The sequence below is a fragment of the uncultured Aquimarina sp. genome, from assembly GCF_947492115.1.
Taxonomy (GTDB): Bacteria; Bacteroidota; Bacteroidia; order Flavobacteriales; family Flavobacteriaceae; genus Aquimarina.
The window spans coordinates 494,191-516,496 of sequence record NZ_CANLMM010000001.1 but is presented as its reverse complement, the minus strand read 5'-3'; the positions used below and the strand labels follow the sequence as shown (position 1 = coordinate 516,496).

Annotated in this window: 18 protein-coding genes; 8 read left to right on the top strand and 10 right to left on the bottom strand. The window is 33.3% G+C overall.

Features of this window, described 5'->3' with window-relative positions; all coding sequences use genetic code 11:
* Positions 1–120 precede the first annotated feature (120 nt).
* Positions 121–990 (bottom strand): DUF5694 domain-containing protein, encoded by an 870-nt coding sequence (locus Q1A73_RS02315; RefSeq protein WP_299601113.1) that lies wholly within the window; start codon positions 988–990, stop codon positions 121–123.
* A 213-nt stretch (positions 991–1,203) separates the two neighbouring features.
* On the opposite strand from Q1A73_RS02315, the gene Q1A73_RS02310 reads away from it, so the two are divergent.
* Positions 1,204–2,238: a sensor histidine kinase gene (locus Q1A73_RS02310; protein ID WP_299601110.1), complete on the top strand. Its 1,035-nt coding sequence runs from the start codon at positions 1,204–1,206 to the stop codon at positions 2,236–2,238.
* Positions 2,239–2,255: 17 nt separating this feature from the next.
* Positions 2,256–2,972 carry a LytTR family DNA-binding domain-containing protein gene (locus tag Q1A73_RS02305; RefSeq protein WP_299601107.1) on the top strand — a complete coding sequence of 239 codons (717 nt, stop codon included), beginning with the start codon at positions 2,256–2,258 and terminating at the stop codon, positions 2,970–2,972.
* A 98-nt stretch (positions 2,973–3,070) separates the two neighbouring features.
* Here Q1A73_RS02305 and Q1A73_RS02300 read toward each other — a convergent pair whose 3' ends face one another.
* Together Q1A73_RS02300 and Q1A73_RS02295 are read right to left on the bottom strand one after the other, a co-directional pair.
* On the bottom strand, positions 3,071–3,808 hold the full coding sequence (locus tag Q1A73_RS02300; RefSeq protein ID WP_299601106.1) for a YARHG domain-containing protein: 738 nt from the start codon (positions 3,806–3,808) through the stop codon (positions 3,071–3,073).
* A 338-nt stretch (positions 3,809–4,146) separates the two neighbouring features.
* Complete coding sequence (locus tag Q1A73_RS02295; protein ID WP_299602587.1) at positions 4,147–5,511, bottom strand: glycosyltransferase; 1,365 nt, start codon at positions 5,509–5,511, stop codon at positions 4,147–4,149.
* Between the two features lie 353 nt (positions 5,512–5,864).
* On the opposite strand from Q1A73_RS02295, the gene Q1A73_RS02290 reads away from it, so the two are divergent.
* On the top strand, positions 5,865–6,950 hold the full coding sequence (locus Q1A73_RS02290) for an adenylate/guanylate cyclase domain-containing protein (RefSeq protein WP_299601103.1): 1,086 nt from the start codon (positions 5,865–5,867) through the stop codon (positions 6,948–6,950).
* A 164-nt stretch (positions 6,951–7,114) separates the two neighbouring features.
* Positions 7,115–8,194: an adenylate/guanylate cyclase domain-containing protein gene (locus Q1A73_RS02285; RefSeq protein WP_299601101.1), complete on the top strand. Its 1,080-nt coding sequence runs from the start codon at positions 7,115–7,117 to the stop codon at positions 8,192–8,194.
* A gap of 713 nt (positions 8,195–8,907) precedes the next feature.
* On the opposite strand, the gene Q1A73_RS02280 is transcribed toward Q1A73_RS02285, so the two are convergent.
* The gene (locus Q1A73_RS02280; protein WP_299601100.1) at positions 8,908–9,549 is read right to left on the bottom strand and encodes an SDR family oxidoreductase; all 642 of its coding nucleotides are present in this window, start codon (positions 9,547–9,549) and stop codon (positions 8,908–8,910) included.
* Positions 9,550–9,792: 243 nt separating this feature from the next.
* Between Q1A73_RS02280 and Q1A73_RS02275 the strand changes: the two genes are divergently transcribed.
* Together Q1A73_RS02275 and Q1A73_RS02270 are read left to right on the top strand one after the other, a co-directional pair.
* Positions 9,793–10,101 carry a hypothetical protein gene (locus Q1A73_RS02275; RefSeq protein WP_299601098.1) on the top strand — a complete coding sequence of 103 codons (309 nt, stop codon included), beginning with the start codon at positions 9,793–9,795 and terminating at the stop codon, positions 10,099–10,101.
* A 9-nt stretch (positions 10,102–10,110) separates the two neighbouring features.
* Positions 10,111–10,482: a hypothetical protein gene (locus Q1A73_RS02270; RefSeq protein WP_299601096.1), complete on the top strand. Its 372-nt coding sequence runs from the start codon at positions 10,111–10,113 to the stop codon at positions 10,480–10,482.
* A gap of 791 nt (positions 10,483–11,273) precedes the next feature.
* On the opposite strand, the gene Q1A73_RS02265 is transcribed toward Q1A73_RS02270, so the two are convergent.
* From Q1A73_RS02265 to Q1A73_RS02255, 3 genes are all read right to left on the bottom strand, one after another.
* The gene (locus Q1A73_RS02265) at positions 11,274–11,651 is read right to left on the bottom strand and encodes a DUF3592 domain-containing protein (RefSeq protein ID WP_299601094.1); all 378 of its coding nucleotides are present in this window, start codon (positions 11,649–11,651) and stop codon (positions 11,274–11,276) included.
* Positions 11,652–11,657: 6 nt separating this feature from the next.
* Positions 11,658–12,926, bottom strand: coding sequence for a hypothetical protein (locus Q1A73_RS02260; protein WP_299601093.1), 1,269 nt, complete (start codon positions 12,924–12,926; stop codon positions 11,658–11,660).
* A 122-nt stretch (positions 12,927–13,048) separates the two neighbouring features.
* Complete coding sequence (locus Q1A73_RS02255; RefSeq protein ID WP_299601092.1) at positions 13,049–13,546, bottom strand: hypothetical protein; 498 nt, start codon at positions 13,544–13,546, stop codon at positions 13,049–13,051.
* A 928-nt stretch (positions 13,547–14,474) separates the two neighbouring features.
* On the opposite strand from Q1A73_RS02255, the gene Q1A73_RS02250 reads away from it, so the two are divergent.
* Together Q1A73_RS02250 and Q1A73_RS02245 are read left to right on the top strand one after the other, a co-directional pair.
* Positions 14,475–14,873: an alkyl hydroperoxide reductase gene (locus tag Q1A73_RS02250; protein WP_299601091.1), complete on the top strand. Its 399-nt coding sequence runs from the start codon at positions 14,475–14,477 to the stop codon at positions 14,871–14,873.
* A gap of 160 nt (positions 14,874–15,033) precedes the next feature.
* The gene (locus Q1A73_RS02245; protein ID WP_299601089.1) at positions 15,034–15,405 is read left to right on the top strand and encodes a MauE/DoxX family redox-associated membrane protein; all 372 of its coding nucleotides are present in this window, start codon (positions 15,034–15,036) and stop codon (positions 15,403–15,405) included.
* A gap of 144 nt (positions 15,406–15,549) precedes the next feature.
* Here Q1A73_RS02245 and Q1A73_RS02240 read toward each other — a convergent pair whose 3' ends face one another.
* The 3 genes from Q1A73_RS02240 to Q1A73_RS02230 form a co-directional block, all read right to left on the bottom strand.
* Entirely contained in the window at positions 15,550–17,241 is a 1,692-nt protein-coding gene (locus Q1A73_RS02240; protein ID WP_299601087.1) for a hypothetical protein, read from the bottom strand.
* Between the two features lie 124 nt (positions 17,242–17,365).
* A complete protein-coding gene (locus tag Q1A73_RS02235; RefSeq protein ID WP_299601085.1) occupies positions 17,366–20,512 on the bottom strand; it encodes a type I restriction endonuclease subunit R in 3,147 nt (1,048 codons plus the stop codon).
* On the bottom strand, positions 20,513–22,303 hold the full coding sequence (locus Q1A73_RS02230) for a DUF262 domain-containing HNH endonuclease family protein (RefSeq protein ID WP_299601082.1): 1,791 nt from the start codon (positions 22,301–22,303) through the stop codon (positions 20,513–20,515).
* Positions 22,304–22,306: the final 3 nt, after the last annotated feature.

The following is a 22,306-nucleotide window of genomic DNA, read 5'->3' as shown; positions in this document are numbered from 1 at the left end:
GAGCCTGTCGAAGACATATTGAAAATCCGATAGTAAAATAACTTCGACAAGCTCAGTTTGACATTTTAGAATAAACCTTTGGACAGCCTCTTCTTATTTGATTGATGATATTTTTTAAATTTATAAACTACTAAATTCTACGAATTCATATTCTGGAGAGTACTCGATCATATGTCTCAGTACCGATGCATGACCGTTTCCTACAATGACCAATATTCGATCTTCATTCGTATGATCTATTTGTTGGATTTTTCTAAACATTCTTAGGTTTCTATTATACCACCAAATCGATAAAAAATCTGCTCCTCTATTATTATCTAATTTAAAATCTCCTATAAAGTAAGCTCCATAATTATTTCTATGACCTTCTATGGTATTCATATACTTAAAATAGTCTAAGATTTTTACTTTAGCTGGTAAAATAGTAGTGGCATTAAAAGACTTTTGTACCATTTTATTGTATGGATCGTCTGACTGAAAATCATATCCTTCTGTTAATTCTTTCATCATTTTAGGATATTTCTTTTCCAAATCTGTACTAAATGTAGTCGCATCGATAGAGTAAATTTTATCTAAATTAAGATCATTGGCAATACGCATTCCTAATTGATAACTTTCATTTCGTTTGTCTCTATGTTTTCCTTGTCTATATTCCTTGTACATTTTGTCCATTCCCCAATCTTCTTTGGCCTCTATAGCTATTTTGGTGGGTTTAAACTTTTTGATATACTCCACTAATTCTAAAACTTCTGATTTCTTGGGTTCTTTTAAAACATCTATTTTATCTTCTTCGTTGGTTTTCGTATAATCCATTCCTGGATACGCAAAATGGAATGTTCCAACTACTAAAATCTTTGCTTTTTGTTTTGGATAATAACTATCATAGGGTTTCAGATATTCCGAACTCTCTTTAGAAATTTGTTGCGCATTTAAGGTGCTAGCAAATAATGTAAAACTGATAACTGTAAGTATGAATAGGCGATATTTCATGGTATGTTGTTTTTAAAATTCACAACAATATTATCTCGTATTCTAAGGATAGATTTGCATTTTACACCAAATAGAGATATCGTTCTATAAACGAGCGTAATGATAAAACGTATGGTTTGATTGTGTAAAAACACCTGTTTGTCTTGTGAAAATAATTGTTTGTCATTTCTTATAAAACTAAAAGTATTTTCACCTTACTTTTGAGATATGAATATGAGAAAAGAGCTTTTATACAATGGTATCATTATCGCCATTATCCTAATCGTTGATGTTTTAGGTGATTACATAATTTCTAACAAAAATGTTTTTGCTACTCAACCACCCTTCTTATTATTTAAGACTGCATTTACCATTTCATTATTATCTGTTTATGCAGTTAATTATCTGTATAGTGCGCCAAGATTTCTTTTTAAGAAAAAGTACTGGCAATATACCATTTCATTTCTTGGAATGATCTTACTATTTGCAGGAATTCGGTTTGTATTAGAGGAAGTGATTCTATACCAAATTACGGGAATGCATAATTATTATTTTGACGTACCTGTTTCTGAATTAATCGCGAATTATTTATTGGACTCATTCTATTATACTTTAAGAGTATGTTTAGTAAGTACTGCTATTTGTTTATTCTTTAGATTAAACGAACATAAAGAACAAATACACCATCTAGAAATAGCGCATGAAAAAGCGAAACTAGCAGCTTTAAAGTCTCAGATAAGTCCTCATTTTTTGTTTAATACACTAAACAATTTTTATGAAGAATTATTCGATGAGAAGCCAGAAACCGCTAATGATATTTTAAAGCTTTCAGAATTATTGAGATACGTTACCTATGAGACTAATAATGATATTACTTTTTTAAGCAAAGAAATTACCTTTATCGAAGATTATCTCTATTTCTTTAAACGTAGATATGAAGATAATTTTCATGTATTACTGCAAATTGAGGGTATGGTACATCTACAAAAAATACCAACTCTAATTTTAATACATTTTGTAGAAAATGTATGCAAACACGGAATCATCAATGATCGCAAGAGACCTGCCTCTATTATGTTAGACATTAAAGAAGACTCATTGGTATTGACTACAAAAAACTACATCAACACATCCGAACAGCATACTGAAACTGGTATTGGCACTGAAAATATTAGACAACGATTGGAGGTTTTATACAAGGATAATTTTATTTTAGAGCACACAAACAAGGATAATCAATTTGAAGCGTATTTACAGTTAAAATTCTAACTCAATCAATTTTATAAATGGAGAAATTATTTACTTGTGTAATCATAGATGACGAACCTGCTGCAATTCGATTGTTAGAAAAGTATTGTGCTAAAATCTCCTTTCTAGAAGTAAAAAACACCTTCACAAACCCTTTAGAAGGATTAAACTATCTAGAAAAACAGCCTATTGACCTATTGTTTCTGGATATACAAATGCCTGAAATTACCGGAATTCAATTATCCAAGATCATTACAAGCTCCACCAAAATTATCTTCACAACAGCCTATCCACAATTTGCTTTAGATAGTTATGAGGTAGCCGCTTTAGATTATTTATTAAAACCGATCTCTTTTGAACGTTTTTATAAGGCTGTTTCCAAAATAAAAGACCAGAGCAATCCCAAAACAGTAACTAAACAGCAAAAAACGGATGAATTTTTCTTTTTCAAAACAGATGGAAAAAACAAATATGCTAAAGTATTTATAAAAGACATTATGTATGTAGAAAGTCTGAAAAACTACATCGCAATTCATTTAAAAGATGAACAAATCATCACCTATAACACCTTAAAACATTGTAAAGAAGGGTTACCAGAATCTAATTTTATACAAATACACAAATCCTACATTATTTCTATTCAGCACATTGATAAGATTACTAATGACTCGGTATGGATCCAAAATAAAGAATTACCTATTGGAAATACGTATCGCAAATCATTTTTTGAGACGATCGGTAATCATCAGTTGTAGTTAAAAATAGAAAATCATATAATGATGAATTGAAAATCGAGTCGTTAGAAGTCTTCGACAAGCTCAGACTGACAATCAGAATGCTTAACTAAATAACACTACCCCGCAACCTCATGCCGTTCTAGTCGTAATTTCTGACCATCAAACTTAAAAATCCAAAAAGAACTATATTCACTTTCTGAATAGTAATTACTTCCATACTTAAAAGGTTCTTTCATAATTTCAGAATGTGCCAGATCTCCCACACTGGCGATTACTTCATTTCCATCAATTCGTAAGGAAGTTTCTCTAATCAAAAACCCATTGTCAGTAGCTACTTTATATATCGCCTCATCACGATACCAATTGATGTCTTTCAGGTCTATTTTAGAAAAAATGGAAGTAAGTTCATTAAGCGCGCCTTTGGGGTTTACTTCATCCTTAAGTCCATTATCTAAAAACAAATTAATAGTAATTGTATCATTCGCTTTCAGTACTCTTTTTAGTTCTTTTAGCTCTGAGATTAACCGTTTCCGCTTATTCTTAATATTAGATTCAGCGCTTTTTATAAGTACTATGTTGGCATTCTCAATATCATTCAATGTGATCTCAGGTGGATTGTTATAGTCAGGTTGATACCAGGAATAATCCTGAAAATGTTCTAGTAAACGTTCATCCTTAAAAATATACTGATGCCTGGCAAAAATCTCATTTCGTAATAGCTGAAGTTCATATAATGAATTCTTTGCTATATCCTTTTTCGAATAGGTTTTGGTATCACATTCAGAACAATCTTCTAATTGTGAGTACGCAATAAACGAGAAACAAAGAAAAACTAAAAGTATTGAATTTTTCATACGAATAGAGATTGGTTAGCGTGTATTAAAAATAATATAATTTGGTATACAAGCTAGAATTTATTACCATCAAAATATAATCTCTAAAGAGAATGAATGTTATATCATAGCAAAAGCTCCTCTAATTTGGGGAAAGAGGAGCTTTTAGGTAGGTTGGTTATCATAGTAAATTGATAAGCAAAAAAAAGAGTGAAGTTGAGTTTGGGTGTTGTGTTTACGTATTTTTTCGAAAAAGGTTATTTCCTAGGGTCTGATTGCCTATTGGAAAAAACATTCAGACCCCTTGACGGAAATAGATTGGTTGGTTAACTGAGATAAATGGGTAATCAATTTAATTATTAAGAAATAGAAACCGATTGTTCGTGTTCTTTAAGTTGTTTCTTCGTAAGATCCCTTGTAAGCCATCCGCTTCTTCCTGCAGTAGCAATAGCATAAGGAGTAATCCAGAATAATGTAAAAGCATAAAACAAACTATATGGATATGCCCAAAGAGACTCAGACAAACTATGTTTTTTAGCATAAAAGAATGCCTGAATACTAGAAAATAATAGAATACTCATCATTGTAGAGCTAAAAAACAATATCGGATATGTAGCGATAAAATAGATCATTAATAAGGTAGCTGGATACGCCATGATTAGTTTTAACCATTGGTTCATTAGTAATATCCTTGTTCCAGATTTAGCACCGTCTCTAAAGTTTCCAAAAGCAAACTTACTCATAGCAATATTCTCCCTAATATTACTTCGCTCCCATCTGATAAACATTTTATATAAATTCTTGTAGCGCTCTGGAGTGTTAGTGTATACGTAAGCATTTTTCTGAAACAATACCTTATATCCTTGTTTCAATATCATATTAGTCATCGCACGATCCTCTCCTATTTTAGATACTTGCCCTAAAAAAGTTTGTGTAATCCAAGCCTCACGACAGTTCATTACAGCTTCTCTTCGATAAGCAGATAAAGCACCAGGAGTACATAATACAGATCCTAAAGCGCTTTGTGCAGAACGGATAAATTCAAAACTAAAAGCAAAACTTACGTTAAGCATTCTTGGAATTAATGCTTTATCTCTGTTTAGTACACGTACATTTCCAGCTACAGCACCACATTCATCATTTATAACAAATGGAGAGGCCATAATACGTAGTGTATCTTTTTTTACAATAGAATCGCTGTCTACTGTTATAAAAACATCTCCCATACCAAGCTTAAAACCTCTGTACAATGCATGTCTTTTCCCTTTGTTTTTAGGTTGTTGGTAGATAGAAACACGATTTCCCAATTCTTCCTTTGCAAGTTGCATCCACTGCCAAGTATCATCCTGACTTCCGTCATCGATGGAAATGATCTGTAATTTTTCTGCTGGATAATCACTTTCTGCTAAACTATGTAGGGTTTTATATACTAATTCTCCTTCATTATAGGCAGGAACGATAACCGTACATAACGGTAATTCTGTATCCGAAACTGCTGCTACAGTCTTATAACGAAGGTATAAAAACAAGATATATACCAGAAAGCTTACTTTTATTAGTAATAACGTTAGCCCAGAAATCATTAAAGTAATTCCCCAAGCAGTATTCATTCGTTGTAAATGAATTTCTTCGAAATAAGGTTGTAAGAAATACAATAAAGAAGCCGAACTAAACAACACTAAAAATGTCGCTAGTAGAATAAAAGAAGAAGACGCGTTCTGCATTTTATGCTTTAGACGATCTAAAACATTCTCTATTTTTGGTGATTCTGATATTCCTATTGATCTTGAAATTTCCATATTCGTTTTTATTTCCACACTGGAAAACCAAAATTGATACCAATTCTAAAGATTATTGAAAAACAAGGGCTTAGAGAATATGCCAAAAATTAAAAGTGTGTATTTTTTACACAACTGTGTATTTACAGGACCAAAATTCCACAGTTTTCATAGTTAAAAACAAAAGTTGCTTTTCAGATGTAAAGCTATTTCTACAATTTCTAAAGTGATTAGAATGTTTTGTTATTTTTGCTATATCAAAATAGTATGTTCCTTCCATACTACTTTCTGTTACACAAATGAAACGTCAACTCAAAAAATACCTTCGCCTATTATGGCAATCTATACTCTTCTGGTCTATTGCTATGGGATTATTCTCTGTCTTTAGGTATTACGGTATTGATGAAGAAGAAGGTTTTACGGTGATTCAAGAATATAGTGGTATTCAAGGGACATTAAGAGCCTTAATGGGATTTACGAGTATTGGCGTACTGCTTGGTATCGTGTATACTACCATAGATATTTTCTTTGATAAATATAGTTCTAACAGAATATCATTGGTATATAATATCATCATCCAAACACTATTATATTTTATCACTACCGTTATCATCTTTACAATAATTATGGATATTTTTTCGGATATCTATAACATCAATTTAAATACAGATACTGGTTGGTGGAGAAAAAACAAGTCTTTTTGGGCCACCATATTATACATGGTGATGGTATCTTTTGTCTTTTCTTTTATCAAAATTGCAACCGAAAAGTTCGGAAGAGGCGTGTTTATTAAAATGCTTTTTGGTAAATATAAAAATCCCCAGGAAGAGAAACGTATTTTTATGTTCTTGGATCTTAAAGATTCTACCACTATTGCAGAACAACTAGGGCATTTTAAGTATAGTCAATTTATACAAGATTGTTTCTATGATTTAAATACAGTAGTTCCTAAACACGAAGCGGAGATATACCAATATGTAGGTGATGAAGCAGTACTTAGCTGGCCTTATAAAAAAGGGCTTGCCAATAACAATTGTGTAAATCTATTCTTTTCATTTCAACAAAGAAAACAACAAAAAGCTGATTATTATAAGGAGAAATATGGTGTTATTCCTGAGTTTAAAGCAGGATTGCACGGTGGAAAATTAATGGTCACCGAAGTCGGAGTTATCAAAAAAGAAATCGCCTATCACGGAGATGTCATTAATACATCTGCTAGAATTCAGGCAGAATGTAATAATCATAAAGTAAAACTTCTTATCTCCGAGGATTTACTAAAAGACCTAAGCTTTACAACACCTCTTACTGCTACTTTTTTAGGAAGTGTTTTGTTAAAGGGCAAACAACAAGAAGTAAATATCCACACGGTACAAAAAGTTTTTTAACTTTTTTATCACTTAAAATCAAATACTTACACTCTAAAAATAGTTCTTTTTATATTTTTTGTAGGAAAAAAAGTAGGGTGTATTTATATCCATATGTTTTAGGTACAGAAACAAAGTCATTGGGGAATGCCAAAATAATTGATGACTTATTAAATATACCAGTTATGAATCGTACACTAAAACAACATTTGCAATATGTATCGCAATCTGTACTTTATTGGTCTATTGCAATGGTATTATATGCTATAATCCGATTTTATGGAATTGAGGAAGAAGAAGGACTTACGATCATCAAAAAACACGAAGGGGCTTTAGGAGTATTGTATTACTCGATTAAATTCATCAACATTGGGTTACTTATCGGAATCTTATATACAGCGGTTGACTTTATATTCGATACCATTTCTAACAAAGTTTCACTTACCAATGATCTAATTTTCAGAACATTTTTTCACTTTTTAGTAACACTGATTGTTTTTACCAATATCAAAGATATCTATGCCGGTATAGCTACAATGGAGATCGAAAAAATAAATGATTGGTGGTTATTAGATAAATCGTTTTGGACGCTATTATTGTATATTACCATAGCATCTCTTGTATTCTCTTTTCTAAAAATAGCCAATGAAAAATTTGGAAAGGGAGTATTTATCAAAATGCTATTAGGAAAATACAGAAACCCGCAAGAGGAAAAGCGCATCTTCATGTTCCTAGATCTTAAGGATTCTACTACGATCGCAGAAAAACTAGGTCATTTTAAATATAGTCAACTCATACAAGACTGCTTTTATGATCTGAATAAGGTAGTTCCTAGACATAATGCAGAAATCTATCAATATGTTGGAGATGAAGTAGTACTTAGTTGGCCTTATAAAAAAGGGTTGGCAGATAACAACTGTGTTAATCTATTCTTTGCATTCCAGCAACGTAAACAAAATAAATCAGCGTATTATCTAAAGAAATACGGAGTAGTTCCAGAGTTTAAAGCAGGATTACACGGTGGAAAATTGATGGTAACCGAAGTAGGTCTTATCAAAAAGGAAATCGCTTATCATGGAGATGTAATCAATACATCTGCTAGAATTCAGGGGCAATGCAATACCTATAAAGTTCCATTATTAATTTCGGAAAAGGTAATTCAGGACCTTAAAATCAGTGCTAACCTTACTTGTCAGTTTTTAGGTAGTGTGTTGCTAAAGGGCAAGCAACAAGAGGTGAATATCCATACTATTGCACGGGTTTAGTTTGCTTAGGTTCTGGGGAGGATCTAAGTAAAACCGAAGCTTACTAATCATTGTAGGCTTCGGTTATTTTTTTGGGATATTGTAACACCAAACTTTGACTTCGCTAAGGGTTCGAGAGCCTCACCCTTCGATAACAGTTGTGGGCTGTACTTCGATAGCACTTCGACACGGGTCCGCCTATGGAAGAAGCTCAGTATCCGTCTCGAAGTTGTAGGGCTCAATAATTGTTTAAAAGTCCAGTTCTAAAATTGTCATAGAAAATATAATAAGGCTACCCAGTTAAATCGCATTAGCATGTTTTTTAAGCGGTTAAAAACATCCATCCCCAACCCTTCCTTCAAAGGAAGGGAGCTTAATATAGCTCTATTAGCCTCTCTTGGAAGAGGGGTTGGGGAGATGTTTACAAATAAGTTGTGACCTAGATAGGAACCCTAAAATATAATTCAGGGTTCGAGAGCCCCACCTTTCGATAACAGTTGTGGGCTGTACTTCGACAGCACTTTGACACGCGTCCGCCTATGGAGGAAGCTCACACTTCGACTTCGCTCAGTGTTCGAATCATTCTGAGGGCTGTACTTCGACAGGCTCAGTACCCATCTCGAAGCCCGAAAAGCCAAGCATCCTTTTATAGATAAGAAAGCCTCACTTTTTCAATTTATGTAAAAAGTGAGGCTCTTAAAAATTAATTTGTGTTGACTGATATTTTAGTGGCGTTATTTAACACTTACCATACTATCCAATGCTTCATCAATGATCGTTTCTCCAGTAAGAATTTCAAAAACCTCTCTTTTTGCAATTTGATCTTCTAAACTCTTCACTAAAACCTTAGCCACATCTCCCCTTGGTATAGAACCAGATCTATCTTCTAGTTGTTCAGCAATTCTAATTTTTCCAGTAGGAATATCATTATTTAAAGTTCCCGGTCTAACAATGGTAAACTCTAAACCACTATTGGCAAGATACTCATCAGCATCTCTCTTCGCTTGTAAGTAATCTTGTAATTTTTCTGCTTCTTGAGGTGCATCGGCTCCAACGGAACTAAGCATTACTAATTTACGAACCCTATGTTTTTTTGAAGCATCTATTATTTTCATTGCCCCTTTACGATCCACCGTTTCCAAAGCTTTTCCTTTAGAACCTGCTGCAAAAATTACCTTATCAACTCCCTCCGCAACATGGGTTACATCTTCAGTGAGATCGGCTAGAATTGTTTCTATTCCTTGTTTCTGAAAAGCCGCTTGTTGCTCTTCTTTTCTCACCATCGCGATTGGATGATAATTTTCATGATTATTTAATTCTTTAATGACAGTACTTCCTGTGGTGCCAGTTGCACCGATAACTAATATTTTTTCCATACTATAATATAACTTTCAAACCCCTTCAAAGCAATTAAATCAATTGGTTTAACTAGGGTTTAACGGTTCTATATAAAAAGTTCTTAAAGGGAAAAATTATCAGAACTATGTTTAGGCTTAGTAGAAAACCTATCTATTTTTTAGGAATAAATATTAAGCAATTCTTTATAAGAAGTTAATATCGTTTTTTTAGAAGATAAAATTTACTTTCTTTCTAATAGGTACGAAAAGAAATACAAAAACATGAGTGATGTTTACAGAAAATGTCCCAACTGCGGAACTTTAAATTTAAACAAGGATTATTGCAAAGCATGCGGAACTTTAATTAATACGCAAGTAAGGAGACAGCAAGAACGAGCGGAACGATTGGAACAAAAACAACGAGCGGACCAAAATGAAAAGCCGCATAAGATTACATTGTTTTTTGAAAATGCTAAAGAGCACTCTAACCCTTTTATAAAGTATACTTTTAGAGTATTATACTCCATTTGGGTGGTCGTCCTTGCCATTGGCAGTTTTATTGCTTTCATCATTGGATACGTAGCGGCTTAAAAAATAAGTATGCATAACAGAATAGCCCTCATAACTCATAAATATTACTTCTGGATCTTTTTGGTAATCGCTTTTTCTATCTATGTCTTACAACAATTAGAAATAAGATTACCACTATTTTTTCAAAACTATCTAAATGATCTACTATGCATGCCCCTTGTGTTATCTGTATGTCAGCTTGCTGTACGAAAACTAAAAAATGATACCCGTATTTTATTACCAATGCCTTTATTGATACTAGTTACCATAGGATACTCAATCTATTTTGAGTGGTACTTGCCTCAATATGATGATCGTTACACTGCTGATTGGTTAGATGTACTAATGTATTTTATAGGAATGTTTTTCTTTTATGCGGTAGAAAAACACAAAAGGATTTAATGAATATGCTTTATCAAAGCTTGCAAGAATAATAAAGAAACTAGAATTCAGAGTTCGAGAGCCTCACCCTTCGATAACAGTTGTGGGCTATACTTCGACAGCACTTCAACACGCGTCCGCCTATGGAGGAAACTCAGTATCCGTCTCGAAGTTGTTAGGCTCAATAATTGTTTAAAAATCCAGTTCTAAAATTGTTATAGAAAATATCATAAGGCTACCCAGTTAAATCGCATTAGCATGTTTTTTAAGCAGTTAAAAACATCTATCCCCAACCCTTCCTTCAAAGGAAGGGAGCTTGATAAAGCTCTATTAGCCCCTCTTGGAAGAGGGGTTGGGGAGATGTTTACAAATAAGTTATGACCTAGATAGGTAACCATAAAATATAATTCAGGGTTCGAGAGCCTCACCCTTCGATAACAGTCGAGAGCTGTATTTCTAAAGATTCAGGGTTCGTTCTATCTCCGAGGGCTGAGGCACTCGAAGCCCTGCAGCACCTAGACATATGTCTACTTATGCAAGAATCTCAGGGTTCGAGAGTCTCACCCTTCGATAGCAATTGAGTGCTTTACTTCTAGAGTTTCAGGGTTCGTTCTATCTCCGAGGGCTGAGGTTCTCGAAGCCCGGCAGCACCTCGACATATGTCTACCTATACAAGAATCTCAGGGTTCGAGAGCCTCACCCTTCGATAGCAATTGAGTGCTTTACTTCTAGAGTTTCAAGGTTCGTTCTATCTCCGAGGGCTTAGGTTCTCGAAGCCCGACAGGCTCAGTATCCGTCTCGAAACCCGACAACTAAATAAAATAGGAAGTAATAATAGATGCAACGAGTAAAACTAGTGCGATAAATACTCTCCGTAAACGTACCTCATCAGGTTGAATAGTAATTTTTTGTGGATTGTTTTTTAGCACTTGTACAGGTACACTGCTTCCTATTTTTACATTTTCTGTGGATGTGGTGGTAATTACCTCGGAGTAGCTTTTGCCATCGATATGATAGGATAATCCTACTTTAACAGCCTTTTTATCTCCTTGTAGTATCTTATCTGCTTGACTTAGGATCACTACCGCATCTACTCTTATAGACTGATACTTAAAAACAAAAAATGTATACCCAACATACAAGGTGTAGAATAATAGTAATAATGATATGATAGGTAAATAGGTACTCATAAGTTTTTAGTCCAATTCTTTAATTTGCAAGTGATGATGCTTACAATATGTTACTGCCCTAATGGGTTCTGTACCCACTATGATACCATTAGCAATAAAATTAGTACCATTATCCAATTCCACAATCGTATAAGTTAATTGTTCATTTATATCTTTAGCAATAGAAGTAATTCTTTTGGATTGATTTTCTCCCAAGAGTATTGTACCAACTTCTAGCAAGTCTACAGTATCATAGTTATAATCTCTCATGGTTTTAGCAGGATGGTAAGACACCCAAGATCCATCAAAAGTTAATAACGGATGATCGGCAGTACACGTAATACGAGACTTATCATCAAAAGTTATGGTTATAAGCTGATCGTGTACTGGATTTGCTAATTCTTTTATAATCGATGATTCGTATGTACTCGTGCTAGTATTATAAGAGCGTATCTCATCTCCTATTCTTAATTCTTCTATATTTTTTTTAGTGGTATCAGCCATGGTGATTTTAGTGCCAGTAGTAAGACAATGCACATCAATTCCATCAAAATATATTTCAGAAATGATCGTGTCTTCATATTTTTCTCCTGGATAGACTTCCAAAATTTCAAACTTTAAGGTCCAATCTGGTAATTTAGACAACTCATCATAGTTATGTCTATCTCCGTTGCCTATAGGTGCGACTGTAAAATGATGCGCTGCTCTTTTGTCTTCCATCATTAATATGGCGTAAGGCTCATCATCTAAATACATTCTTATTTTTTTTACTCTACTATTGGCTCTCCAAGCTTTTTCACTTTTTACATACCCATTTACAATACTAATGGTGGTGATTCTTGGATTTTCTTGCGGAAAACTATAGGTAATATATTCACCGATACCATATCCCGAAACTCCTTCGACCCAAGCGCTTTTGTAATCAAAATCATGAGCATTTTTTGGAGAATAGGTAGTATTACCTTGTGAACTTAAATATGAAGAAGCAGCTACTTGAGCTACACTAGCACCACAATACCAACTACAACCGTCTGTTCCAACTTGCCAATAATCGCTGTGTACTTCGCTAACTTTATCTAAAGCTTCTTTATCCTGGATACTAAGATCATCATAATCGATACCATTTTGCATCTTCTCGCGAATAGCTTCATATGCTTTCCAATTATCATTGAATTCCTTTTCTCCTTCTTTACTAAACTCTAGAGGTTCTATAGAAGCAGTCAATACCTTCAATTGCTGCGCAGGAAGTACTGCAGCATATAGTAATACTATATAGACTGACCATTTAAGTTTCATCGTGATTGTTTTGGTAGGGCCGTTGTTTGCACAAAAAATTTCCTACAAATATACTGTTTATTCCCATAGTATTAAACAAATGTTAAAGAGTAGGATTATAAAATATTATTAAAAAACTAGCGTCATCTTTTAACATTTGACAATTTATACTCCCATAAAATTAACATCATGCAAAGAGCTGTTATAATCTGATAACTCCCTCCTAGTACTCTAAGCATCACAAAAATAAATCCGACAAATCGAATGATTACCCAAATAAGCTTTAAGTAATCCAATCGTTTTTTTATGGGTTTCTGAACAAAATGCATCAAATAAGAAAAGATGATTCCTAAACATCCTATGACTGTAAATAGGTTTTGGAATGACCAATGCATGATTTTAAATATCATGCCTACCAGTATCAATGCTACCAATCCTAGTGCAATTCTAGAGTATCGGGTCTTTATAAAAGTACCGTTACGTAATAGTAGAAATAACCCAGGAATTTCGATCAACCATAATCCTACCGTCAAAAGAAAGCCTCCATTTTCTATGGATGTGTAACTAGATAACACCAAGCCTATCAAAGTCATTAGAAAGCCTAAAATAGAAAGAACAACAAGTGTTTGATTACTAAACATACATTTTTGTTTATGTGTAATACTATTTTCGTTTTTTAATCATCCGCATGTATTTTATCTTACGATACTTTTATTAAAAATAGATGCACTATTATTTAGTATCCAAACTATGGGTTTTGTTACCGTTGTAATGGCTATTATTTTAAAAATTTAACACCCTTTATTTGTTAAAAAATTAAGATAACCAAACCTTTATAGGGTACTTCGTAAGTACCCTACCCCTACTTGAAAGGTACCTATGGGGTATTTTAGAACTAAATGACGCGAAGGTCTGAGGGAAGTGCTACGATGCTCTGAGGTTAGTACTTCTTTGCTATTTAGTACGTGCATCCTAGCTCTGAGGTACCAGACCCGAGGATGAGAAGTACCCTCAACAATGCTATAGTAATCCACCACCCACTTATGTAAGTACCCCTCGTTAACATCTCATTTAAGACACCCCACTTACATAAGTACCCCCTACCCACTTGTATAAGTGGGTTTTCAGTGTTTTCGGATAATTTTTCTTAAAGAATGGTTAATACCATAACGTTAAGCAGATACAGTATGAACCATCATATTTTGGAATAGCATTACTCTTCCCTAGAACTTCAAGATGAGTACTGAGCTGTCACACTGAGCTTGTCGAAGGGTGGTCAATGCAAAAAAGAATGAAAGCTATATAAGATTAATTGACAAACATCTCCCTAAATCCCTCTTCAAAAGAGGGACTTTTAACTTTTCTCCTTTGTATCAGAAGATGAATGAAGAGGTTTTCTATTAAAATTATGTCCATTAAAGTCATGCTTCATTACAATACAAACACACTCCTCACTCCTCACTCCTCAATACTCAATACTCAATACTTTATAGAAAAATTATCATTTGATTAATGCGTTGGGCAACGCATTTTATATACCTTGTTTTTAGAAAGCATAAAAGATCCGATATGAGCATAAAACAAATGTCTATAGTACTAAGAGCTGCAGCGATATACAACCTACTGTGGGGAGCTTGGGTGGTATTGTTTCCCAATCATTTTTTTGAATTGGTAGGTATGGAACTCCCTACCCATCCTATGATTTGGCAAGGCATGGGTATGGTGATTGGCGTGTATGGTTTAGGGTATTGGTGGGCAGCACAAGATCCTACTACCCATTGGCCTATTGTTATGGTTGGATTTTTGGGTAAAATCTTTGGCCCACTAGGATTTCTGTTTAACTATGCGACTGGAGAAGTGCCTTTCGAATTTTTCTATACGTTGATTACAAATGATTTTATCTGGTGGATTCCTTTCTTTTTGATTCTTAGAAAAACGCATCAACAGAAAAAGATTAAATGGGTATAATTTACTTCATACACTAGTCCTAGTTTATTTTGTGTTTTCTTTTTTTCATTGCCAACCCTTCGACAGGCTCAGGGTGACTTACCAAAAAAGTCTAGTCATATAAAATTTCTTGGTAAAACATAACAGAACTAAAAAATAGTATGGTTAAATATGTATACTAATGCAGCTTAAACAATTTTTTCTATATCTCCTCTCCGGTTTCTTTTTCATTGCGGGTATCAATCATTTCGTGCATCCTGACTTCTACTTACCGCTGATCCCTGAATATTTAGGATATCCAGAAATTATCAATTACCGTAGCGGTGTGGCAGAAGTCTTATTAGGTATTGGATTATTATTTGCCTATACTCGTAAAGTTTCTGCTTATTTAATCATTGCTTTATTGATTGCCTTTATACCTTCTCATGTCTATTTTATCAGAATTGGTAGTTGTGTACCTGATGGTTTATGCGTCCATGAATGGGTTGCTTGGGTACGATTATTAATTATTCATCCTTTGTTTATGGTTTGGGCTTGGTGTGTGAAGGGATAATAATTAGTTTGGTTACGATAAACCAAACTAATTATTATACTAAATATCTCCCTCTAATCGTTTCTGCAACAACAAAATTAGTAGTTATATTGAAATACGATCTAGTAACAAAACTAGAGCAATATTGAAAAATCAATATAATTATTACTGCTTTTTACGTACACCATTATTTTTTAATATGTAGAACGAATATCCAAACTGTAATTGTGAAAAATTATTACTAATATTATCCAACTCGTGAATTAATTTATATCGCAAGAACAACTTACCAGTCGATGAAACATTTACGTTAAGATCTATATTAAAACTATTTAACCATCTACTATAAGATACAGCACTGCCATTTTTCACGGACTTAATGTTTATGTCTTCATTTAAATTATCAAACCAAGATAATCTATCTGTAAAACTAAAACTCACTCTTTTTTCTGGCAAAATATGTCCTGTAACTTCAATTGGAACTTCTAAATTGTTTACAAATGTTTCCTCAGCATTGGTATCCAAAATTCCTGTTCTTCCAAAAAGCAAACCTGCATTGATATACATGTTAAATTTTGCGTTTTGATTTTCTAAAGTGCTTATGTTTAAAATACCACCAAAAGCATAACTCCTATATTGCATTAATGATATTGGAGTATAAATATTTTCTGTTCCTGTAATTATTCCACTATCATCTTTAGTATTTACAGTTTCTAAACTTAAAAATTTATTATTTTCTTCAATTTTAGAATATTGGAAAAACCCGTCTAAATTTTGAAAAAAACCTATACCATCAAATGCTTTTGAAATTGGAAATAACCAATTATACCAGTTTTTAGTTCCACTACGTTTGGTATTTAGATTAAATCTTTTATTAACTTCGATCTGAACCAATCCGTTGGGGTTTTCTTCATCAAATAAACCTATAAGATCAGTAAAAGCTACCGCTTCAAATAATTTAGAAGATTCCTCCCGATATAATTTACTCTTATCTTGATTATCATCCAAATAAACAACTTGTGGAACCGGACTTATATCATTTGCATTAATATCTACTTTTTTTACATACCTAATTACCTCATCTAATTTAATAATCAAGTCTTTCTTAACAATAGAATCTTTATTGGATCTTGAATCGTATTCTAGAGTTCTTTTTTCTTTATTTTTATTTTGTTTTTTTGCAATTCTAAAAGTATACCAACCATCAGAATATAAACGATACCTTCCTAATTCTCGTATATTAGCATCAGAACTGATACCTATAGAGTACAAATTATTAAATGCTATTTTTTTTTCATCAAAATCTGCTTTTACCTGAATCTTTTCTATAAATCCTCCATAAAATGACATTTCCACAGCATCAATGTTAATACTATCTATTGGAGCTAAATTTGAACTAAATTTAGAAGGTTTGTGATACAAAGGAACTTTAGAATTCCTTAAAAAAATTGTAGCCACTTGTGGTCTCTCCTCTTCTGTATTATAATATGTGACAATACGCGCAAAAATCTGAGCAATTCGATTATCAATGATATTTTGATCTTGACTACTCTTCACAGTTAACGCACTACCATAACCATCTTTCATGGAAGTAACAATTTCTTTAATTTTTTCTATTATTTTAATTTTAAAATTAGGAAAAGATAAAGGCCTTAACCTAAAAGATTTTTCTTCTGGAATGCATTCGCAGGAAACTTCGATAACATTAAATCCATCAGAATCAATAGATGCAGAAACAATAATATCTACCCTATCATCATCAGTAAACTGATCGATTAAATCTGCATCGAGTGTATATTTTTGGGAAAATAAAGTAGTAGTAATGATTAATAAGAGTGTGGTAAATAACTTTTTCATTGTAAATAAGTTTTAGATGATTTTTATAAAAATTCTATTCAATCTTTGGGGTTGAATAGCACGTTTACGTCAAGTTATTACCATGATGTTTTTTTACATAGCGATCTATTTTTATTTATATAATTTATTTCGTAAAATATTCTGCCAAATTTTCACTTTGTGCGATCACTCTATCAGCTTCCATTTTGGCTAAATCCGGTGGATAACCGTATCTCATTAATATTTTCTTTACTGTCAACCTTAACTTTGCCCTTACATCATCTCGTTTACTCCAATCGACAGTTGCATTTTTTCTTACCACATCTACTATTGTATGAATTAATTCTTTCATACGCGTATCATCTAAAAAATTAGTAGATTTATTTTCTTTTAGAACACTATAAAAGGCATATTCCTCTTGTGTTAAACCTAAATCTGCAGCTTTGTTATCCTCTAATCGCATCTCCTTAGCGATCTCAGATAGTTCAGCTAGAACCTGAGCTGAATCTAATTGATTGTTATGATAGCGTTTTACAACAGATTCTAACATTTCGGAAAACTTCTTCCCTTGTGTAAGATTCTTTGTTTTTCTTATGCTTACTTCATCACTCAATAGCTTTTTCAACAATTCAAAAGCAACATTTTTTTGTTGCATGTTTTTCACTTCCAATAAAAACTCATCTGAAAGAATACTAACCGAAGGCGTTTTAACACCTGCTGCCTCAAACACATCTATAACTCCATCACTAGAGAGTGCATCATCAACAATTTGTTTAATAGCAGTTTCGACTTCATAATCCGATTTTACACCACTTCCTGTAAACTTATTAAGTCGTGCTTTAACTGCTTGAAAAAATGCAACCCCTTCTTTTAAAACTTCTGCTTCTGGGCTTGGAATGGACATTGCAAATAACTTTGATAACAAAGTAACTTCTTTTAAAAAGCGGTCTTTTAATTTTTGGTCTGCTAAAATAAAGTTTTGAGCACCTAATAATACTTGCAATTTTTGTGCTGTATCTACTTTAAAAAATTGTTTGAAATCAAAACCATTGAACATTTGTTCTACAATTTCAAACTTCTCTTTCATTCCTGCAATCGCTTCTTTTATATCCACAACAGGTGAACCTTCGCCTCCACTTTGTAAATAGGTTGACATTGCCTTACGTAAGTCTTGACCAATTCCAATATAATCAACAACTAAACCTCCTGGTTTATCTTTATATACTCTATTTACTCTTGCAATAGCTTGCATTAAATTTGCTCCTTGCATTTTTTTGTCTACGTACAAGGTGTGCATACTTGGTGCATCAAAACCTGTTAACCACATATCACGAACAATCACCAATTTTAATTCATCATTGGTGTCTTTCATTCTTGATGCTAAATCCTTTCTTTGATTTTTGGTTGTATGATGTGGTTGAAAAATTTCTGGGTCGTCAGTAGCACTCGTCATTATGACTTTAATGGTTCCTTTGTCTAAATCGTTCTGATGCCATTCTGGTTTTAAGGCTACAATTTCATTGTAAAGACGAACACAGATATTTCGTGTCATACCTACAATCATTGCTTTTCCTTCAAATACGTTTTGACGTGCTTCAAAATGAGTAACAATATCTTTTGCTACATCTTTTAAACGATCTGGATCACCAACAACCGAATCAATAGTAACGGTTTTCTTTTTGGCTTTTTCTATTTGCTCTTCTGTTGCTCCTTCTATGGCGTTGATCTCATCATCTAGTTCTTTAGCTTTCTGTTCGTCTAGTTTAATTTTTATCAAACGAGATTCATAGCTGATAGGAACTGTAGCACCATCATCTACTGCTTGTTTTATATCATATACATCTATATAATCACCAAAAACTGCTGGCGTGGATTTATCTTCTTTTTCAATAGGTGTTCCTGTAAATCCTATGTATGAAGCATTTGGTAAGGCATCTCTTAAATACTTGGCATTTCCATACCTAGTTTCCATACCCTCTTCAGTTTCTACTTCACGTGCTTTAAAACCGTATTGACTTCTGTGTGCTTCATCTGCTACAACAACAATATTCGTTCGGTCTGATAAGGTTTCGTAAACATTGCCTTCTGCTGGTGCAAATTTTTGAATGGTTGTAAATATTACACCACCACCAGAGACTTTTAATAGTTCTTTGATATGCTCTCTACTGTTTGCTTGTACAGGCGTTTGCCGTAACAATCCAACACAATTACCAAAGGTGCCAAATAGTTGGTCGTCTAAATCATTACGGTCTGTAAGCATTACAATTGTTGGATTTTCCATTTGCGGATGTGTAATAATTTGTCCGCTATAAAACACCATTGACAATGATTTACCAGAACCTTGTGTATGCCAAACAACTCCAACTTTTCTATCTCCACTTCGACTGCGCTCAGTGCAGGCATCCAATGCACCAGTCGCTCGTAAGGTTTGCTCAACTGCTTTTTGAACTGCATAATATTGATGATAAGCTGCTACTTTTTTGATAGTTATTTGAGAAACCAAGCCAGTTTTTTCATCTTTCTTTTCTTCTCTTTCAAAAACAGTACAAAAGCGTATTAGCTCAACTAATGTTTTTTTGTTGAGCATATATTCCGTTAGAATTTGTAGTTCGGTTCTCTTGTTATCTTTTCTTCTTTCTCCTTTAGGAACTTGCCAAGACAGGAATCTTGAAAATGGCGCTGATACACTTGATGTACCCGCATCGATACCATCTGAAATAACACAAATGGCATTATAATAAAAAATGCTTGGTACTGCCTTTTTGTAATTTTGTATCTGGTCGTAAGCTCTTCGTAATGTTGCTTTTTCGTTTGTAGCACTTTTAAGCTCTATAAATACTAAAGGCAAACCGTTTACATAGATGACAACATCAAAACGTTTTTCGTTGTTATTTTCTTTAACTACTAATTGATTAACTATCCAAAAGTTATTGTTTTCAGGTTGCTCAACATCCATTAATTTTACATTAATACCTTTGGTTCTGCCGTCTTTGGTATATTCTACCGTTACACCATTGGTTAGCAATGTATGGAAACGCTCGTTGTTTTCCATGATGTCTTCTGTACCAAGGTTGATTACCTTTTGGTAAGCCTCTAAACGTGCTGATTCTGGAAGTGTAGGATTTAGTTTTTTTAGTGAATCTTTAAAATGATTTTCTAACAATACAGAACTGAAATTTTCACGCCGTGGAGTTGAAGCAATGGGAGAGATATCTGTACCATTAAAATAAGTATACCCTTGACTAACCAATTGGTCTATTAATGAGAGTTCTATGGTGTTTTCGTTGAGCATCTATATCAGGTTATAGTATGTTTTAATTTTGGCTATTAGCTCATTATGATTATCTTTTAATTCTGTGATCGTCCATTGTACATTTTGCATAATTCTTATGGAGTTGGGAAAAGACTCGATACTGGATTTAAAGTACTTTTCTTTTTTTTGTTGGAAATCTAATCGACCTTGACTTGCATTTTTACGTCTACTTATCAGTACTAAGTTTCCTAATTTGTGCCTCCATTCCTCAATCTCTTCAGTTGTAAAATCCTTTATCCATTGGCTATCATCTTTGGGATTTTGTGGCAGAACATGTTCTACTGAAATTTGATGAAAGTCTATTCTTTTTTCTTGGTATAAAGGTCCCTGCAATAGATAATCAATCTTTCTCAATATATACCTAGCGAATCGTCTTCCGTAAATGGTATTAGTATCTATTTGTGACAAGAAATAAGAAGAATTGAATTTAAATCCATCTCCATTAAATAATTTACTGATTTTTTCTTCCTGTGATACTTCCGAAAGATTGGAAATATTTTCTATTTCTTTGATAATATTGTTCATAGCTTCAATTCTGGTAGTTGGTGTTTCTTGTGATATCCAATCCCCAGAAAATTTGTTACCCAATATTTTTAAAAATTCTAAAATTTTAAACTCGCCAAAATGTTTACGGTAAGCTAATAATGGTGGTATCCAAATATCTGATAATGCTGTATCTTGCATTACGCTAATTAAATTATCAAAAGCCCAACTGTTATCTAAATGGTAGTTATTACCACTGAAAACAGCATCAAAATGTGTTTTATATTCTTTTATAATATCAAAAGTATCATCTCCTTTGGCTAAAATTGGTAATGCGTTTTCATACCTTTTTGTGCTTTGATTGTATTTCTTAGGATTGTAGATATTATCCTCAAACTCTTTTAACAAATTATGTCGCGCCTTTTCTTTTACCAAAATGGTACGGATATACGATAAGAACTGGTCAAAGCCTTCGTCTAACTCACCCTCGAGTTCTTCCCAATAAATAGCATATTCTTTTTGTTTTTTTTCGGTGCTTGCTTCCTTTAAGTTTTGTGCTTTTAGAATATCGCTATTTCGTAATTTTATACCTCTATCATTTAATACCGTAAACAATCTAAATGCATCTTCCAGTTCGTTGCTCGCTACATAAACCAAAATAACAAACTGCCGTAAATAAGGAAAGAATATGTCTATGTTTAGATTCTCTTCATCTTTAAACCAATTGTTTATAATAAGAATGGCCTTTGCCATATTACGAATGGACACATTATCTGACGTGTTTATAAGTTGCTGAAGCAACTCTACTTTTTGTGTACCCCCATCTTCTTTAATGAAGGATGAGATAAAATCTTCTACATCTTTTCGAATGGCAAATTCTATACGTAATCGCTCAGGAATACCATCATCTGGATTTCCTTCTTGGAAGATTGCCTTTGCACAGGTTTTCTTTCTTGTTTCTTTTTCTGTTCTATCTCTAATCACAGCTTGCAATAGATACAATGTTGTTAATCGCTGTTGACCGTCTAATACTGAATTTTCCTGATACTTCGTACCTTCCAAATCTTTATCCTGACTATGCAATACTAATGAGCCTAAGAAATACTGACTATCTGGTGTATTTATAGCTGCATACGAAATATCATCTAACAAGGTACTTATTTGGTCTTCTCCCCAAACATATGGTCTTTGATAATCGGGGATACTAAACCACATATCCTCTGCAAATACATCTTTTATGGTAATTTTATTAGTCGCTATTTGTTTACCCGATACTTCTATACTCATTTT

Excerpts from the sequence above, each read along its gene's own strand:
- Q1A73_RS02270 (WP_299601096.1), top strand. The coding sequence starts at position 10,111 with ATGCATAACAGAATAGCCCTCATAACTCATAAATATTACTTCTGGATC.
- Q1A73_RS02265 (WP_299601094.1), bottom strand. The coding sequence starts at position 11,651 with ATGAGTACCTATTTACCTATCATATCATTATTACTATTATTCTACACC.
- Q1A73_RS02295 (WP_299602587.1), bottom strand. The coding sequence starts at position 5,511 with ATGCAGAACGCGTCTTCTTCTTTTATTCTACTAGCGACATTTTTAGTG.
- Q1A73_RS02235 (WP_299601085.1), bottom strand. The coding sequence starts at position 20,512 with ATGCTCAACGAAAACACCATAGAACTCTCATTAATAGACCAATTGGTT.
- Q1A73_RS02260 (WP_299601093.1), bottom strand. The coding sequence starts at position 12,926 with ATGAAACTTAAATGGTCAGTCTATATAGTATTACTATATGCTGCAGTA.
- Q1A73_RS02290 (WP_299601103.1), top strand. The coding sequence starts at position 5,865 with ATGAAACGTCAACTCAAAAAATACCTTCGCCTATTATGGCAATCTATA.
- Q1A73_RS02315 (WP_299601113.1), bottom strand. The coding sequence starts at position 990 with ATGAAATATCGCCTATTCATACTTACAGTTATCAGTTTTACATTATTT.
- Q1A73_RS02280 (WP_299601100.1), bottom strand. The coding sequence starts at position 9,549 with ATGGAAAAAATATTAGTTATCGGTGCAACTGGCACCACAGGAAGTACT.
- Q1A73_RS02275 (WP_299601098.1), top strand. The coding sequence starts at position 9,793 with ATGAGTGATGTTTACAGAAAATGTCCCAACTGCGGAACTTTAAATTTA.
- Q1A73_RS02250 (WP_299601091.1), top strand. The coding sequence starts at position 14,475 with ATGAGCATAAAACAAATGTCTATAGTACTAAGAGCTGCAGCGATATAC.
- Q1A73_RS02240 (WP_299601087.1), bottom strand. The coding sequence starts at position 17,241 with ATGAAAAAGTTATTTACCACACTCTTATTAATCATTACTACTACTTTA.
- Q1A73_RS02245 (WP_299601089.1), top strand. The coding sequence starts at position 15,034 with ATGCAGCTTAAACAATTTTTTCTATATCTCCTCTCCGGTTTCTTTTTC.
- Q1A73_RS02300 (WP_299601106.1), bottom strand. The coding sequence starts at position 3,808 with ATGAAAAATTCAATACTTTTAGTTTTTCTTTGTTTCTCGTTTATTGCG.
- Q1A73_RS02255 (WP_299601092.1), bottom strand. The coding sequence starts at position 13,546 with ATGTTTAGTAATCAAACACTTGTTGTTCTTTCTATTTTAGGCTTTCTA.
- Q1A73_RS02285 (WP_299601101.1), top strand. The coding sequence starts at position 7,115 with ATGAATCGTACACTAAAACAACATTTGCAATATGTATCGCAATCTGTA.
- Q1A73_RS02230 (WP_299601082.1), bottom strand. The coding sequence starts at position 22,303 with ATGAGTATAGAAGTATCGGGTAAACAAATAGCGACTAATAAAATTACC.
- Q1A73_RS02305 (WP_299601107.1), top strand. The coding sequence starts at position 2,256 with ATGGAGAAATTATTTACTTGTGTAATCATAGATGACGAACCTGCTGCA.
- Q1A73_RS02310 (WP_299601110.1), top strand. The coding sequence starts at position 1,204 with ATGAGAAAAGAGCTTTTATACAATGGTATCATTATCGCCATTATCCTA.